This window comes from Rhizobium sp. 01N447_2 (genome assembly GCF_056399245.1).
This window is the reverse complement of the sequence record NZ_JBFTQY010000114.1, coordinates 1-14,856: the sequence shown is the minus strand read 5'-3', so window position 1 is coordinate 14,856 and position 14,856 is coordinate 1. Positions and strand designations below refer to the sequence as shown.

Sequence of the window (14,856 nt, the reverse complement as noted above, 5' to 3'; positions counted from 1 at the left end):
GATCACGCGCGCGGAACAGAAAGCGCTCCGGCCCATCCAGATCCTGGATGCCGCCTTCGAGGAATTCGTGAGATGCGGTTTCGCTGGCACACGCGTCGAAGACATCGCCGACAGGGTCGGCGTCACCAAGGGTACGGTGTATGTCTACTTCGAGACGAAGGAGAAGCTTTTCGAAGCCATGATCAACCACTTTTCCGTGCCGTTTCAGGAACTGCTGGGGATCACCGAGGGCCTCAGCGGCAGCGCCACCGACCGGCTACTTTCCATTCTCGGCCTGCTCTACGAACAAATCGCCGAGGATCGCACGACCCGCGAGCTGACGCGGCTCGTCATTGCCGAAGGACACCGGTTCCCCGACCTGATCGACCGCCACCACGATCAGTTCATTGAGCCGATCATCGCCAAGGTCGACGCTCTCATTCTCGAGGGTGTGGCGTCGGGGGAGTTTCGCGAAATTCCGGTGGAATTCTCCGAAATCGTGGTCGCGCCCATCCTGACGACGACCGTTCTGCGGCTGATATTCGACGACCGCCGCGTGCCCACTCCCAACAAGGAGGCCTTCCTGCAGGCCTATTTCGACCTGCTGCTCAACGGCCTGCTTGCCAAACCTCACTGATGGCCGAATGACGAATAATTCCGCGCCAAACACGTAGATCTTTTGAAGTTTTTATGTAAAAACATTGAGTTAGCTATGCCTTCGAAGGCGCGACCTCAATTCGTGACGGAAAAAGTGGAACGCAAAGTCAATCTCAAGGATGTCGCGCGCGATGCTGACGTATCGCTGAGCACGGCCTCGCACGCGCTGAACGGAACCGCACCGCTGACAATCGAGGTGCGCGAGAGGGTTCTGGATTCGGCAATACGCCTGGGTTACCTCGACCGCCGGAGGAAGAAGGCGACGATCGCGACCTTACGCGTCCTGCTTCTCGCCATTCCAGACGATGCCGCGCCGGAGAGCGACCTCAACCTGGTGAGCTGGACGATCCTCAACGGCCTTCGCAGGGAGTGCGAGCGCCGCGGCATCAGGATCGTACCCTTTGTCAGCACCGGCCGCCGCATCGACGGCGCCCAAGTCAGGCAGATCGCGCTTTCGGAGCGCGCCGACGGCATCGTGGTCCTGAACGACGATCAGCCGGAACTGATCCGTAGCCTCGCCTCCCCTGATATGCCGGTCGTCATCGTCAACGGCGAAGACCCGGCGATGCTRGTCGATACGGTGACGCCCGAAAACCGTTTCGGGGCGCGGCTCGGCATCGAGCACCTGCTGGCACTCGGACATCGCCGCATCCTGCACCTGACCTGGAAGGGCCGCACGACGATCCAGCGCCGATATGACGGTTTTTCCGATGCCTATTTCGCCGCGCAGCTTCCCGTGCCTGACGATATGATCGTCGAGGCAGAGGGATATGAGCCCCGGCACGGCGAGGCTGCCATCAACGCACTGCTCGACCGCGATGCAACGATGAAAGGCGCGACCGCCGTCTTCTGCGCGGCCGACAATCTGGCGCTCGGCTGCCTGAAGGCATTGGCCGATCACGACATCCGCGTGCCCGAAGCGATATCAGTCCTCGGATTCGACGACATCGTTCCCGGCGAGTTCAGCCGCCCGCCGCTTTCGACGATCAGCGTCCCCACAGACAGGCTCGGCGCTGCCGCTTTGGCGCTCATCGAACAGCGCCTGATCGCCAACGATCCGCAAAGACCGGCCCATCGCCTGGAACTCGGATGCCATCTCGTCTTGAGGGGTAGCGTCGCGCCGCCGCGCGAGAATGCAACGCATCGAGCCTGATCGATGCGTTGCATTCGGAGAGCACGATGACCAAAATCCTTGCTGCAACCCTATCGATCTCATTGTGCATCATGATCGATGCTTCGATAGCCATTGCGTCCGACGCTAAAGAAACCTTGCAAATTCCCAAGATCTTTAGTGCAGTGAAGCTTCAAGACTGCAACCAGTACGATGGTAAGGAGCGTCGCTCTTGCGAGGCGACCACACTCAGGCTTGGCTACTTTAGCTGGGGGCTTTTGTTCGCAGCTAGAGGCTTCGATCTAGCTCCGAGAATCCTGCACGGCGACCTTAAAGCGTTCCGCGAGTTCGTGAAAGACGATCCCGTTTATTCAAGCCAAGCATCGGCGGTAGAGGCTTTCTTGAGAAAACCCTTCGAAATATGCGCCTCTGATGGCTGCGGAAAATACCTGGGTCTATCGGAACGGGAACTAGAGGCTACGTCGGCGGAGTTCAACGAGAGTCGACGGTCGATGATTTGTCTTCTCAAACGAGACCGGTCGAAAGACAAGGCGGGYGGCGCGCTCCACGATCGGACATTGCTCACCGATGTCTGGCAAATGCAGCGCGGTCTGATCCCATCCTGTGCGCCGGTATCGACTGCTGTTGAAGAAATTATTAGGCGCGCCTTCCGTAGTTAGCTAGCGCAAGCGCTCGGCCCGCAAGCGCGTATCGCGCGGGCTTTCTCCAAAGGTGCTGCGGTAAACAATGGAAAATCTGCCCGCATGAGAAAAACCCCACATCGCGMAGATTTCGCGGACGGATCGCTGATTCATCGGATCCCGCAGTTGGTCGCGGGCTGCCTGCAGCCTGATCGTGCGCAAGTAACTGCCCGGTGAAGTTCCCCTGAAGGCCTTGAAGCCCGTTTGCAGTGCGCGAAGTGAAACACCGACATCATCCGCAACCATCGTCATTGTAAGAGGCTCTGCGATATTGGCGTGCATATAGTCGATAGCACGACGGACATGCCACGGCGCGACCAACGACACTTTCTTTTTTTCCATATGGCCGGAAAGACGGTGGCGGCCAAATCGGATCACGAGGTTAGCAAGCGTTTCGCTCATCGCCGCCACGGCCAGAGGTGAAGACAGAAGCGGACCGTCATTGCGCATACCCTGCACGATCGTCTGCACCAGACTGCCGATAAGCTGACCTGACTGTGTTGCGAGATCCACAACGGGCTCAAGGTCAAGCGACTCAAGGATCGGCGTTTCCATCAGTGAAACGAGCATTCGTCTCACAACTTTCCAATCCAGGAAGAGAGCGTCCGAGCAGTGCGGGCCTTGGATGAAACGATCGCCAGCCTCGTGGTTGTTGGCCATGAGAAGACGACCTGGCCCACTTTCAACCACCTTTTTTCCAATGGACAGTCGAAAGGATCCCGTGTGCGGAATGTAAAACGCAAGGTGTTGCGGCGTCTCATCGAGTGTCCGAATTGTCCAGGAGCTCTGATAAACCGAATGAAGCACCGTAAACGCCTCACTTGTTCTCAAGTCCGCTGCCCAAGCAAAGGCCCGGTCGTTGCTCAACGGCTTCGCGCTAAAGACCCCGTAGCCCGCAGAATAGGCTCGAACCATCGACTCGAAGTCACTGCCTTCATGCGTTGGCGCAAACCCGTATGCCTCACGCTCAGGAGCGCGCGCCGTATTTTCGGATCTAAACGATATCTGCAACTCGGTTGTTTCCCTTTCCACACCCCGACCGGCTAACCGCCTTTCAAGCGCTCCATCCCGTTTGAGATCGCCGCAACGCCGATATCCTGCCTTCCAAACGCTCGGACACGATCCCCTTTGAAAGGCCGTCAGCCTCACTGGCTTGACCAATCTCAATGAGGTAAGCAGGGCCGGGAAAGCGGGGATCGAATTCCTTGTTTGACAGAAGCAAAATGCCCTCCCAATGTGGTTCACACTCACAGTGTAAATCAAAACGAACCGAAAATGAAGTATGATCCGCTAAACCATGTTGCCGCGCATTTTTTGCGAGATACACAATCCGTGCGCGTAGCTTCCCGCAACGAGCGCGACCTGTTGCGGCTGATCTGGAAGTCTCCGGGGATCGAGCGCTCCGACCTGACAGAGCCGCTCGATCTCACCCAGCAATCGTTGCACAGGATCGTTGCGCGGCTTCATGAGCGAGGAATGCTCATCTTTTCCCATCCGGAAACCCGGCGGCCGGGACCGCCCAGCCCGGAGCTGACCCTTCGCAAAGACTGGTGTTTAACCCTGGGCATCTCCGTGAACGTCGGCTCGATCGGCCTTTGCCTCATGGGTTTCGGCGAACCTTTGGAAAAAATGGAAATCCAACAGGCAGGCTCCTCGCTATCCGCTGAAATGCAGCGGATCGAAGCGGCGGTCGAAGAGCTTCTTGCCCGCCGAAGCGCCAAACGGCGTGACGTCCTCGGCGTCGGCCTGGCCGTCGCCGGCCACCGGATGCTGGAGACGGCCTTCAATTGCCCCTTGCCGCTCGCTCATTGGTCACTGATCGACCTGGCGCCTTTGCTGGGAGAGCAACTTGGCCTGCCGGTCTGGGCAGACAATGTCGCCAGGACCGCAGCCTTGGCGGAAGCCATTTTCGGTGTCGGCCGGGATGTCGCGGATTTCGCCTATATCGCCCATCTTCATGGCTATGGCGGCGGCCTGGTTTCCGGAGGCATGCCGTTTCGCGGCAATTTCGGCAACGCCGGCGAATTTTCCGTTCTCTTCGGACGTCAGGACTATGAGGAACGCCCTGCGCTCGGCGTCCTGCTTGAACATCTTCGTGCCAAGGGACGCTCGAACTTGACCCTGAGAGACCTGAAGAACGACGACCTGATGGATTGGGATGGCGTCGGGGAGTGGATCGATCGCGTCACGCCGGCCCACAATCGCGCCATTAATGCGATCTGCGCAATATTCGACCCGGCATTGATCGTCCTTGGCGGCGAGCTTCCGCATTCACTCGCGAGAATGCTGATCGACCGGACCGAGTTCAACAATCTGCCTCGGCATGGCGTTTTACGCGACGTCCCCAGGCTTGCCGTGGCACAGATAATCGATGCCCCCGGTGCAATCGGCGCGGCCCTGATCCCGCTCTTCGAAACCGTTTTGTGATATGGGCAGGACGCCGCAGCACTTTGTACTCGACGTCAACATAGCCTAAAACGGCGGCCTATCAAGTCGCGGAGGCGGCCGGCTTCGGTGGCAAGCGCTACGCTCGCCGCGGCGCATACCGCCCTAAAAATGAGCGACGGCCTTGGGAGTCATCCGCAAAGACAAAAACCGAAACGCGCCGCATGAACCAAGTTCAATGCGACGCGCCTCAGCCGGGAGGAGGACGTGGTATGGATTCTTCGGCGATTGCGGGGAGGTCTATCTCCACGCCTCGCCGTTCACTTCATGCCTGTTCCGGCGATGCCCGTGGTGATGTACTTCTGCAGGAACAGGAAGACGACGGTGACAGGCAGCAGGCTGAGGAACGTCATTGCCAGGATATAATGCCACTGCACCGAGAATTCTCCCTGGAATGCATTCAGGCCGACCTGCAGCGTGAAATTCTCGCGGCTGTTGAGGACGATGAGCGGCCAGAGGAAATCGTTCCAGCGCCAGAGCACGGAAAAGATCGCCAGCACCGCTAGCGCGGGCGCCGTCAGCGGCAGGATGATGCGCCAGAATATGCAGAATTCGCTCGCCGCATCGACGCGCGCCGCCTCTATCAGCTCATCGGGTATGGTCAGCATATATTGCCGCAGCAGGAAGACGGCGGTCGGAGAGGCGACCGTCGGCAGGATGACGCCCCAGAGGTTGTCGGCAAGCCCGACCCCGACGATGACGAGATAGGCCGGCACCATGACGACGGCGAGCGGGATCATCAGCGTCGAAATGATGATGACGAAGACAGTCGTATCGCCAGGAAATTTGTATTTCGACAGGGCGAAGGCCGCCATGGCGTTGACGATCAGCGTCAGAAGCGTTGCGACGAAGGTGACGAACACTGAATTCTTGAGGAAGGTCAGGAAGTTGAAGCGCGTCAGCGGATCGGTGTAATTCTGCGTGGCGACCGTCAGCTTCTGCACCGGCGTCAGCCCCTTCACGTCGACGCTGACCGGTGGTCCCGGATTTGCCGGATCGACCATCTGGGCCTTGAGGCCGACGCGGCGGACCATGGCCATTTCACGCTGCTGGCCGTCGACGGTGACCTGCCAGAGGCTCAGCGGCTTGTCGAAGCCGGGCACGGTCTGTTCGACGGCGGCCCGGGGAAGCAGCGTCGGCGGAAATCGGGTGATCTCAGCTGCCGGCTTCAGCGAGGAGAGGCCCGCCCAGAGGACCGGAAGCAACACCACGAAGGTTCCGCCGATCAGCCAGACCCATGACAATATGTCGGTTATATCGATGCGTCCGGCCCGGCGTGTGCGCGTGAAAAAGCTGATCGGGTTCATCTCAGGACTCCATTCGCTTGCCGATGCGCAGCTGTATGAGGGTGAGAACCAGAAGCACCAGCCCCATGAGAACCGATGCGGCGGAGGCCAGTCCGAAGAGGCGAAGATCGCTGCCGAATGCCATCTGGTAGATATATTGGACGATGAAGCTGTTGGCCGTGCCGGGGCCCCCGCCATTGGTCAAAACCCAGGCCTCGTCGAAGATCTGGACGGATTTGATCATCAACAGAATGAACACGACCAAGAGGTTCGGAGCGAGCAACGGAAGCGTGATCCTGAAAAGTGTTCGGCGCGGCGAGGCGGCATCGATGGAGGCAGCCTCGTAGAGCTCCTTCGGGATGGCCTGGAGGCCGGCGAGGAGGATCAGGGTATAAAAACCCATGTGAAACCAGACCGACACCGCGACGACGAAGAAGCGCGACCAGCCGACCTCAAGCAGGAAGATCTCAGGGGGAACGCCGATCATCTGGAAGAAGGCGTTCAGCAGCCCGTTGCGATCGAGGAACCATTTCCAGATGAGACCGATGACGACGGGAGACAGCAAGACGGGATAGAAGAACATCGCTCTGAAGAAGCCGCGCGCGACGATCGCCCGATTGAGGATCAGCGCCGTGATCAGCGCCACGAGCAGTGTGGCGACGACATTGAAGGCCACGAACCAGAGCGTGTTCCACACGGCCGTCCAGAACAACGATTCCTGACAGGTTCCCGGCTGCAGATAATTGCCGCAGGAAAGCAGCGTGCGGAAATTGTCCAGGCCGACGAAGGGACGCTCCGACACGAAAAGGTTTGTGCCACCGGTAAAGGCGTACCCGATCGCGATCGCGATCGGAAGGAACGTGAAGATAGCGAACAGAACGAGGTTCGGCGCCAGGAACAGCCATGGCATACGCTTGCGGCCGAAGATGCGCTCGATCACATTTATCGGGGCTTCGACCACTCTCATCGCCGTTTCCCCTGCCTGGGACAGCAATGCACCTGCCTTGAGCGCCGCCATGTTCAGCGCCTCCCCTGTCCGGGCCGCCGGGCAAAAGCCAGGCCGCTTTCGGGATCGAACAGATGAACCCGCCCCGAGGCGGCATCAATCAGGATGTGATCACCAGGCGCCGGCGCGAAATGGCCGGCCTCATGAATGATGATCTGCTCGTCCTGCCCTGCAAGATTGCCGTAGACATAGGTCTCGGTCCCGAGGCCCTCGTGATACTGGACGATGAACGGCAGGCCCTGCTCGCTGGAACGTGAAAAATGCGCGGGCCGGATGCCGGCGAGAACGGCCTGTCCGACCGCAATGCCGGCGAGATCGACATCGCTGACGATGCTGCCGCCGTTGCCGACATCGATGACGACGCCGCTTTCGCTGACGCCTGATACCTTGCCCTTGATGATGTTCATGCGGGGCGAGCCGAGGAAGCCGGCGACGAAGAGATTGCGGGGGCTATCGAACAGGTCCAGCGGCGCGCCGACCTGCTCGACCCGGCCGGCGCGCAGCACGACGATCTTGTCGGCCATCGTCATCGCCTCGACCTGGTCATGCGTGACATAGATCATCGTCGTCTTGATCTCGCGGTGGAGCTTGGTGATCTCGGCGCGGGTCTGAACGCGCAAGGCGGCGTCGAGATTCGACAGCGGCTCGTCGAACAGGAAAATGTCCGGTTCGCGCACGATGGCCCGGCCGATCGCCACGCGCTGGCGCTGGCCACCCGAAAGCTGCTTCGGGCGCCGGTCCAGATAGGGTTCGATCGCCAGCATCCTGGCGGCTTCGGCAATCCGCGCCTCGATCTCGGCGCGCTTGAACTTCAGGTTCTCCAGGCCGAAAGCGAGGTTCTTGCGAACGCTCATATGCGGATAGAGCGCGTAGGACTGGAAGACCATCGCGATCTTGCGCTCGGCCGGCGAGAGCGCGCTGACGTCGCGGCTCCCGATCGCGATTGCGCCTGACGTCACCTCTTCGAGGCCGGCGATGACGCGCAGCAGGGTCGACTTGCCGCATCCCGACGGGCCGACGAAGACGACGAACTCGCCGTCCGTGATATCGAGTTCGACGTCATGCAGGACTTTGACCGAGCCATACGATTTGTTGACATTGGAAAGTTTCAGTTCTGCCATGCCCCACTCCCATCAGGTGCCGCCGTTTCGAAGACGGCGTCGTTTTTGTTCCAGCCTTGCGGCAGCGGTGTCGGCCTTGTGATCCGCACCTCGTTCATCAAGATCCCGGTAACCCCCGCCACGTAGACGGCCGGCATTCCTCCCGGATAGTGCTCAAGACCGATTACCCGCCCGTCTGACCCGCGGGTCCAGGCATTGGCGCGGCCACCGCCATCGGCTTTCGGAGAAAGGTCCGCGTTTGTCGGACGCAGGTCGTAGGACCGCGCCGTGTCGAGTTGCCCGGGCTGCTGCTCTATGGCGATGCGCGTAAGCCGTGCGTTGCCGATGCCGGCCGAAGAGGTCGAGATGACCGTGATTGCCCCCTCCATCCGTCCGGTTATGTCCTCGACGATGAGATTTTCGATGGCGCCCGCCGTGCGTTCCGTGACACGGTCGACGACATTGACGGTCAGCGCCTCTCCCGAGCCCCAGAAACCATCGGGGGTCTCGCGGCACTCCACCGCAATTCTCGAAAACCTCACATTCGATATCCGGCCGCCGTCGCGGGAAAATATGCCGAGCGCCCTGTTGGAGGATGAGACGTTGCAATCCTCGAACACGACGTTGGTGACGTCGCCATGCGTTTCCGTGCCGATCTTCAGCGCACAGCTGAGGCTCTGAACGGAGCAGCGGCGGACAAGAATGTTTTCGCATCGTCCGATGGCGATACGATCGGGGCCGATGCTCGTCTTCAGACATATGCCGTCGTCGGCCGTCGATATCCGGCAGTCCTCGATCACGGCGCCACGGCAGGCATCCAGCACGATGCCGTCGGTGTTGGGAAGGCGGCGGTCGTTGTCGATGGTCACGTCCCTGACCGCAACATCGGTGCAGCGGACGAAGTGCAGCGTCCACATCGGCGAGCGGCAAATATGGACGGAGCTGATCTCGACCTCGTCGCAACCCTCAAAGACGACGACACGGGGACGAAATTCGGCCGGGATGAAGGTTCCCACCGTCTCGTCGTCTCCCACAATGAAGCTGTCGCAACCGGCTTCGATGCGCCCCGCCCCCGTCAGGCTGATCCGCCGTGCATCCTTGGCGACGATCATGCCGCGGTCCGATTTTTCGGCGATCACCGAAACACTCGTATGCGCATAGGCCTCGTAGTCCGGAACGGGTCGCAGGATCGCGCCGGCGGCCAGATGAAGGTCGACGCCGGATCTAAGCTGGAGCCCGCGGCAGACATGGATGCCGGCCTTGAGCTCCACGCGTCCGCCGCCCGAAGCCGACAGGCCGTCGATGGCCGCCTGCAGGCGGACTGTGTCGTCGCCCTCCGCCGGCTCGATCGCGACAGGAGACACGGGGCTCATTGGCGCTCGCCGTTCTCGAGAAAGACTTCCGTCAGGAGCAGCATGGTCAGCGCCTGGCCATAAGGCGTCGGCACGTTGGGGATGCGCCTGTAGAAATCGAGGTCATGGCCCATCGGCGTGCCGTCCGAGACGCCGTGGACGACACCTTCTTCGTCGATCTGCGCCAGCACCGCCGCAAGCGCGCGCTCCGCATAGGCCCTGTCGTCCTTGTCGAGAATGCCGGCATCGATGGCGCGCAATATGCCGTAGGCGATGCCGGCCGTGGCCGAGGTTTCCAGCGGCGAGGACGGATCGTCCAGAAGCGTCGTGAACATGCCGTCCGGACGCTGGTATGCTTTCAAGGAGCGCACCTGGCTGACGAGGACATTCGACAGAAAACGCCGGTCCTTCTCGCCGAGCGTCGGAACGAGATCGAAGAGCTCGGGGATGGCGACCGTGATCCAGGCATTGCCGCGCGCCCAGAAGGCATTGGCGAAATTGTGCCGCCCGTTGAAGGTCCAGCCGTGATACCAGAGGCCGCTGACCGGATCGGAGAGGTAGCGGGTGTGGATCACAAACTGATAGACGGCCTCGTCGATCCATTCGCTGCGCTCGCAGAGCACGCCGGCCCGGGCGAGAAACAGGCAGGCCATGAACAGCGTATCGTCCCACAATTCGCCGTCGTTGAGGCGCTCCTTGACGACGTGCTGAAAGCCGCCGTCCTCAGTCTTCGGCAGTTCCTTGACGAGCCATTCGGCCCAGTCCTCGACGAGAGCGCGAAAATCGGGACGGTCGACATGCTGGACGAGGATCGCAAGCGGCAGCATCGGCGCCGTGCTGTTGATCTGGCGCGGCGGCAGGCCGCGTTCGATCTGGCCGGCATACCAGGCGACGAGCTCCTGCAGCGCTTTCTGGTCATTGGTGGAAATGGCACGCCGCAGGAAGCCGTAAAGGCCGACGCCGACTTCCCAGTCCCATTCGTCGAACTGGATTCCGGAGGCGGAATTTCCCGTCACGAGACCTTCCTTGATGCCCCTGAGCCGGCTGAAAGCCGTCGCCACGCGATCAATCGTCGTCAGGAGGGCGGCGTTATCGACGGATGTTGTGTTCATGCTGGAGACCTATGTTTCAAGAGTAGAACGGCCCGTCAGTGCCGGCGCCGGAGGCTGCACTGTCGTGGGTGAGGATCGGGTGCGGCTGATCGTGGGTGAAGGGCCTCGCCTCGCCGCCGATCGAAAGACCGTCGACATAGGAGAGGTCGATCGCCGGGCCGCCGGGCGGCGTCAGGGAGAGACGCCGAAGCCCGGGATCGAAGGAAACTGTCGTCTGGCGCAGGCGTTCGATGAACGCCTTGAAGGCGTCACCATTGCCGCATCCGACGATACCAGCCCAACCGGAAAGCGGCCCGTAGGAGCGCGCCTCGCGGCCGGCGGTCGGGCCGTCGGTGATCAACTCGAGGCCGTTCGACGCCCAGAGGGCGGAAAATCCCCTGCCCGATCGCGCGATGAGCCACTTGTCTTCGGTAATAAGATCGTCCAGGCCGTCGCGGCCGATGTAGGCGTGCGTCCATGCGTGCCGTGCGTCGCTTGTGTCCTCGATCAGCAGGGCGACGTCGCGATGCTGGGCAACGCGCGGCAGGATGCCGTTGCCGGCCCAATAGGACGGCCTTTGATTGCCCCAGGGATCGTCCTCACCGGGATGATTGACCCATAGCCTCGCCATCGGGTGGCCGGCCAGCCTGATGTCGAGGACATGCTGCTGGTGCCCCTTCTGGCCGGTCTTGTGATCGACGACCGTCGAAAGCTGCGCCGCCTCATTCTTGAACAGCACGAGTCTTCCGCTCTCGAGCCCCTGGCTGTAACGCGCCTCGATGCTTCTTGCCCGGGTGAGCGCCGCAAGCTCGGCCAGATCGGCGGGCGGCTCGTAACCGCCGGCGCAGAACATGGTCAATGCCGCGACACCGTTGTTCAGCCAGCCGGTTCCGAAGGCGACCTGGGCGAAGGGCGCAAGCTCGGTCAGCGGGCCGGCGCGCAGTTCTTTGTCGTAGGCGCGGCCCTGCGATCCGGCCGGAACGCCTGCGAGCGTATGAAGGGCGATCATCCGGAAGATGAGATCGATCTGGGCGCGGGCGCGGGCTGACATCGCCGTCTCGGCCCAGCGCTCCAGCGCCAGCAGACCGATGAAGTCGATCGGGTAATAGGCCGCTGAGTTCCACTCCGCCAACCCGTGGGCTTCGACGCTGTCGAACCAGCGCCCGAGCCGCTCGCCGGCGATTTCCGCTTGCTGCCGTCCCGTCCTGCCCGAGGCTGAAAACACTTCGTCGGGCAAAAGAAGTCCCGCCAGCAACTGGCTCGTGTGAAAGCAGAGCACATGGTTCTCGCTCCAGAACCACATCGCGTCGTTGCCCGGCTCGTCGACCCAGTAACGGTAGGAGCGAACGGAATGCCGAATGCGATCGACCACGGCGTCGGGCATCCGCTCGGCATAGGCGCCGAGCAGCCACAACAGCGGCACCATGATGAAATCCGAGCAATCCTCCCGCGCATCGATGGAGGCGAGCGTCGCCTCGATGATGCGGTCGAAGCTTTCCTGGTCGTGGTGACCGGTTTCCATCATGGCGATCAGGCGCCCGACGCGGTTGGCGCCGAAGCGGGCGCTGTATTCCAACGCCTGCCGCTTGCGGGCGGCAAGCGACGTCTCTGATGGCAACGGCGAAATGCTGCTCATGAAGCCGGCGTCGATAACGCGCGTGACCGAACCCGGGCCGCTGCCGATCGTCATATGCACGCCGTGATAACCGTCCGGAATGCCGCAGATATCGTCGGCCGTGAGGCTGCCCCGATGGGCCTTGAGCGTCAGTCGGGAATGCGCGAGAACGGGCCGCTCGTGACCATGGCCGACGACCTTGATCTCCACAGGCAGATCGCGTTCGGGCGCCGTGCCGAAGATGATCTCCAGCGGCTGGTTGACGAAGACGTCGCGGGCCGGACGCACGCCGCGCGCAAGGGCTTCCAGCTCGCGGACCTCATCCTGATCAAGCGATACAGGCAGCAGCACGCAGAGCGGCTCGCCGTCCAGCATCTCGAGCTCGAAGAACCACGTCGTGTCGCGCTCGGCGAGGTCTTCGGTATGGACGAGAATCTGGTTGTCGCCGGCTTTCAGCGGCAGGCTGATGTCGGTTGCGCTCTCGACGTTGCGCTTGAAGGGTTCGAAGCGCACTTCCTCCTGTCCGTTGACCCATATGCGAACGCCGCCGCAGGTCTTCAGCTTGAGATTGAGCGTTCGCGCGGTCTCCGTCCTGAACGTGCCCTTCAGCCATCGCCTGAGGTGCGTCGGCACGTGCCAGAAGCCGGTGAACTCGACGCGGCGGTTCGAGCCGGGAAGATTGAGGCTTTCGGCCGGCCAGGCGGTGTCGGGCAGCAGCGGCCGCCCCACCATGGTCGACCAGAAGGCCTTGCGGCAGGGCAGGTCGCCGACATCGACGAAACCGTTGATGAAACGATAGTTCACGCGGTCTTCGGCCGGCGCAGGCTCGCCGGGAAAATAGCTCGCGATGAGGCCGGAAACGGCCCATGCCGTGATCGTCTGGCCCTCGGCCACGCTGTAGGCTGGCGCCATATCGTCCCGCTGCTTGATGCATTCCGTTTTCACAGACCGCCTCCTCCGCAATCCTATGAAAATATTTTCATTAGGTCTTTGTGCGCGCTATTTTTGCAAATTGCCCAAAAACATCGCTATTGCCGCAGAAAATAGCTTGACGGAACGAATGTCAAGTATATGAAATTCATTTATCGATGGCTGACGCCGCGGTTGATGAAAATGTTTTCATGGGAGGATGAAAATGAAAACCTATCTCTCAGGAGCCCTCGCACTGGCGCTGGCTACCATTTCTTTCGCATGGGCCGGCGCGGCCATGGCGGAAACCAAGACGATCACCTTTCTGTTCACCGACGACGACCAGGCTTACGTCGAGCGGATGGAAGCGCTCAGCAAAGAATTCGAGACGGCGCATCCCGACGTCAAGGTCAATTTCGTCTCGTCGGGTTATGATGCGGTCGCCAAGCAGCTACCAGTACAGCTTGCCGTCGGCGAAGGCCCTGACATCGCCAAGATCACCGACTGGCAGCTTGCGCCTTATTACCTCGACATGCGTCCTTACATGAAGGACCCGGACGGTTTCGCCAAGCYGCACGGCGACAGTCTGAACACGCTTCGCTTCCCCGGCGTCAACGATCCGCAGTCGATCAACGGCTATATCGCCTCGCAGACCTTCAACCTGCCCTTCGTCAACAAGACGCTGTTCGAACAGGCCGGCGAACCGCTTCCGAAGCCCACCGCCACGTTGAAGGATATCGTTGAAGCCTCGGCGCGCGTCGCCAAGGCGACTGGCGCTCAGATCCCCTTCACGATGGACCGCTCGGGCCACCGCTTTTCCGGCGCGGCATTCTCCTACGGTTCGAACTACGTCAAGGACGGCAAGTTCTTCTTCCCCGACGATGCCGCCAAGCGTTATGTCACGGATCTCTACGGCTGGACGAAGGACGGCTCCTTCCCGAAGGAAATGTGGGGTGCTGCCGGCGGAACCCAGTACAAGAACATGGGTGACGAGTTCGTCAACGGCAACGTCGTGACCTATCTCGCCGGCAACTGGATGGTCAATCCGTTCCAGAAGAAGATCGGCGACGCCTTCGACTGGACGGCGATCAGCGCGCCGTGCGGCGATGCCGGCTGCTATGCGATGCCGGGCGGCACCGCGATCGTCGGCTTCAAGCGCACCAAGTCTCCGGAGGCCGTGGCCGCGTTCATCGAGTTCCTCGGCTCTGAAAAAGTCCAGCGTGAAATCGCTGAAAACTACGTCATCCTGACGGGCGCCGACATCAAGGACCCGCAATACAAGCTCGAGAGCAAGAATGCCAAGGAAGCGATGGCCGTCTTCCTCGGAAGCCGCAATAGCGTGCCGCAGGCAGCCCGGGACCTGGAACGTCTCAAAGGATCCTCCGCCATCTATCAGCTCATCGTCCAGAGGATGAGCCAGCTGATCGTCGGCGAGCTTTCCATCGACGAGACCTTCAAGGCAATGAGTGCCGACGTCGACAAGGTCAACGAGGCGCTCGCCGCCAAGTAACCGGTCACGCGTTGTCCCGCATAATGCGCGCATGCAGCAGCCACGGCCTCGCAACAGGGCCGTGGCTTTTTCTTTCCCCACGGACACTTCGACC

At 61.1% G+C, this 14,856-nt stretch carries 12 protein-coding genes; 5 read left to right on the top strand and 7 right to left on the bottom strand.

Annotated elements, in window-relative coordinates; all coding sequences use genetic code 11:
- Position 1: 1 nt before the first annotated feature.
- The 3 genes from AC1ECN_RS36585 (at position 2) to AC1ECN_RS36575 (ending at position 2,427) form a co-directional block, all read left to right on the top strand.
- Positions 2 to 616 (top strand): TetR/AcrR family transcriptional regulator, encoded by a 615-nt coding sequence (locus AC1ECN_RS36585; RefSeq protein ID WP_477955787.1) that lies wholly within the window; start codon positions 2 to 4, stop codon positions 614 to 616.
- 75 nt (positions 617 to 691) lie between these two features.
- A complete protein-coding gene (locus AC1ECN_RS36580; RefSeq protein ID WP_172643695.1) occupies positions 692 to 1,789 on the top strand; it encodes a LacI family DNA-binding transcriptional regulator in 1,098 nt (365 codons plus the stop codon).
- Between the two features lie 26 nt (positions 1,790 to 1,815).
- Positions 1,816 to 2,427 carry a hypothetical protein gene (locus AC1ECN_RS36575; RefSeq protein WP_130663347.1) on the top strand — a complete coding sequence of 204 codons (612 nt, stop codon included), beginning with the start codon at positions 1,816 to 1,818 and terminating at the stop codon, positions 2,425 to 2,427.
- Here the strand turns inward: AC1ECN_RS36575 and AC1ECN_RS36570 are convergent, their stop codons facing one another.
- Positions 2,428 to 3,459: an AraC family transcriptional regulator gene (locus AC1ECN_RS36570; RefSeq protein ID WP_477955784.1), complete on the bottom strand. Its 1,032-nt coding sequence runs from the start codon at positions 3,457 to 3,459 to the stop codon at positions 2,428 to 2,430.
- 264 nt (positions 3,460 to 3,723) lie between these two features.
- Here AC1ECN_RS36570 and AC1ECN_RS36565 point away from each other — a divergent pair, with 264 nt between their 5' ends.
- Entirely contained in the window at positions 3,724 to 4,875 is a 1,152-nt protein-coding gene (locus AC1ECN_RS36565) for an ROK family transcriptional regulator (protein ID WP_130656991.1), read from the top strand.
- Positions 4,876 to 5,153: 278 nt separating this feature from the next.
- Here the strand turns inward: AC1ECN_RS36565 and AC1ECN_RS36560 are convergent, their stop codons facing one another.
- From AC1ECN_RS36560 to AC1ECN_RS36535, 6 genes are read right to left on the bottom strand one after another with little or no spacing between them, the layout of a single operon-like run.
- The gene (locus tag AC1ECN_RS36560; protein ID WP_018072997.1) at positions 5,154 to 6,200 is read right to left on the bottom strand and encodes a carbohydrate ABC transporter permease; all 1,047 of its coding nucleotides are present in this window, start codon (positions 6,198 to 6,200) and stop codon (positions 5,154 to 5,156) included.
- A 1-nt stretch (position 6,201) separates the two neighbouring features.
- The gene (locus tag AC1ECN_RS36555; RefSeq protein ID WP_018072996.1) at positions 6,202 to 7,197 is read right to left on the bottom strand and encodes a carbohydrate ABC transporter permease; all 996 of its coding nucleotides are present in this window, start codon (positions 7,195 to 7,197) and stop codon (positions 6,202 to 6,204) included.
- 2 nt (positions 7,198 to 7,199) lie between these two features.
- On the bottom strand, positions 7,200 to 8,306 hold the full coding sequence (locus AC1ECN_RS36550; protein WP_130665542.1) for an ABC transporter ATP-binding protein: 1,107 nt from the start codon (positions 8,304 to 8,306) through the stop codon (positions 7,200 to 7,202).
- Entirely contained in the window at positions 8,294 to 9,658 is a 1,365-nt protein-coding gene (pglB, locus tag AC1ECN_RS36545) for a polygalacturonase PglB (RefSeq protein WP_130665543.1), read from the bottom strand. Before pglB ends, AC1ECN_RS36550 begins: the two co-directional genes overlap by 13 nt.
- Entirely contained in the window at positions 9,655 to 10,749 is a 1,095-nt protein-coding gene (gene bglB / locus AC1ECN_RS36540; RefSeq protein ID WP_017991433.1) for a beta-galactosidase BglB, read from the bottom strand. Before bglB ends, pglB begins: the two co-directional genes overlap by 4 nt.
- A 16-nt stretch (positions 10,750 to 10,765) precedes the next feature.
- A complete protein-coding gene (locus AC1ECN_RS36535; RefSeq protein WP_024319661.1) occupies positions 10,766 to 13,288 on the bottom strand; it encodes a hypothetical protein in 2,523 nt (840 codons plus the stop codon).
- 190 nt (positions 13,289 to 13,478) lie between these two features.
- Here AC1ECN_RS36535 and AC1ECN_RS36530 point away from each other — a divergent pair, with 190 nt between their 5' ends.
- A complete protein-coding gene (locus AC1ECN_RS36530) occupies positions 13,479 to 14,762 on the top strand; it encodes an ABC transporter substrate-binding protein (protein ID WP_477955781.1) in 1,284 nt (427 codons plus the stop codon).
- The last annotated feature ends 94 nt before the right edge of the window (positions 14,763 to 14,856 follow it).

Coding starts and splice junctions, on each gene's coding strand:
- AC1ECN_RS36565 (WP_130656991.1), top strand. CDS start 3,724: ATGAAGTATGATCCGCTAAACCATGTTGCCGCGCATTTTTTGCGAGAT.
- AC1ECN_RS36560 (WP_018072997.1), bottom strand. CDS start 6,200: ATGAACCCGATCAGCTTTTTCACGCGCACACGCCGGGCCGGACGCATC.
- AC1ECN_RS36555 (WP_018072996.1), bottom strand. CDS start 7,197: ATGGCGGCGCTCAAGGCAGGTGCATTGCTGTCCCAGGCAGGGGAAACG.
- AC1ECN_RS36550 (WP_130665542.1), bottom strand. CDS start 8,306: ATGGCAGAACTGAAACTTTCCAATGTCAACAAATCGTATGGCTCGGTC.
- pglB (WP_130665543.1), bottom strand. CDS start 9,658: ATGAGCCCCGTGTCTCCTGTCGCGATCGAGCCGGCGGAGGGCGACGAC.
- bglB (WP_017991433.1), bottom strand. CDS start 10,749: ATGAACACAACATCCGTCGATAACGCCGCCCTCCTGACGACGATTGAT.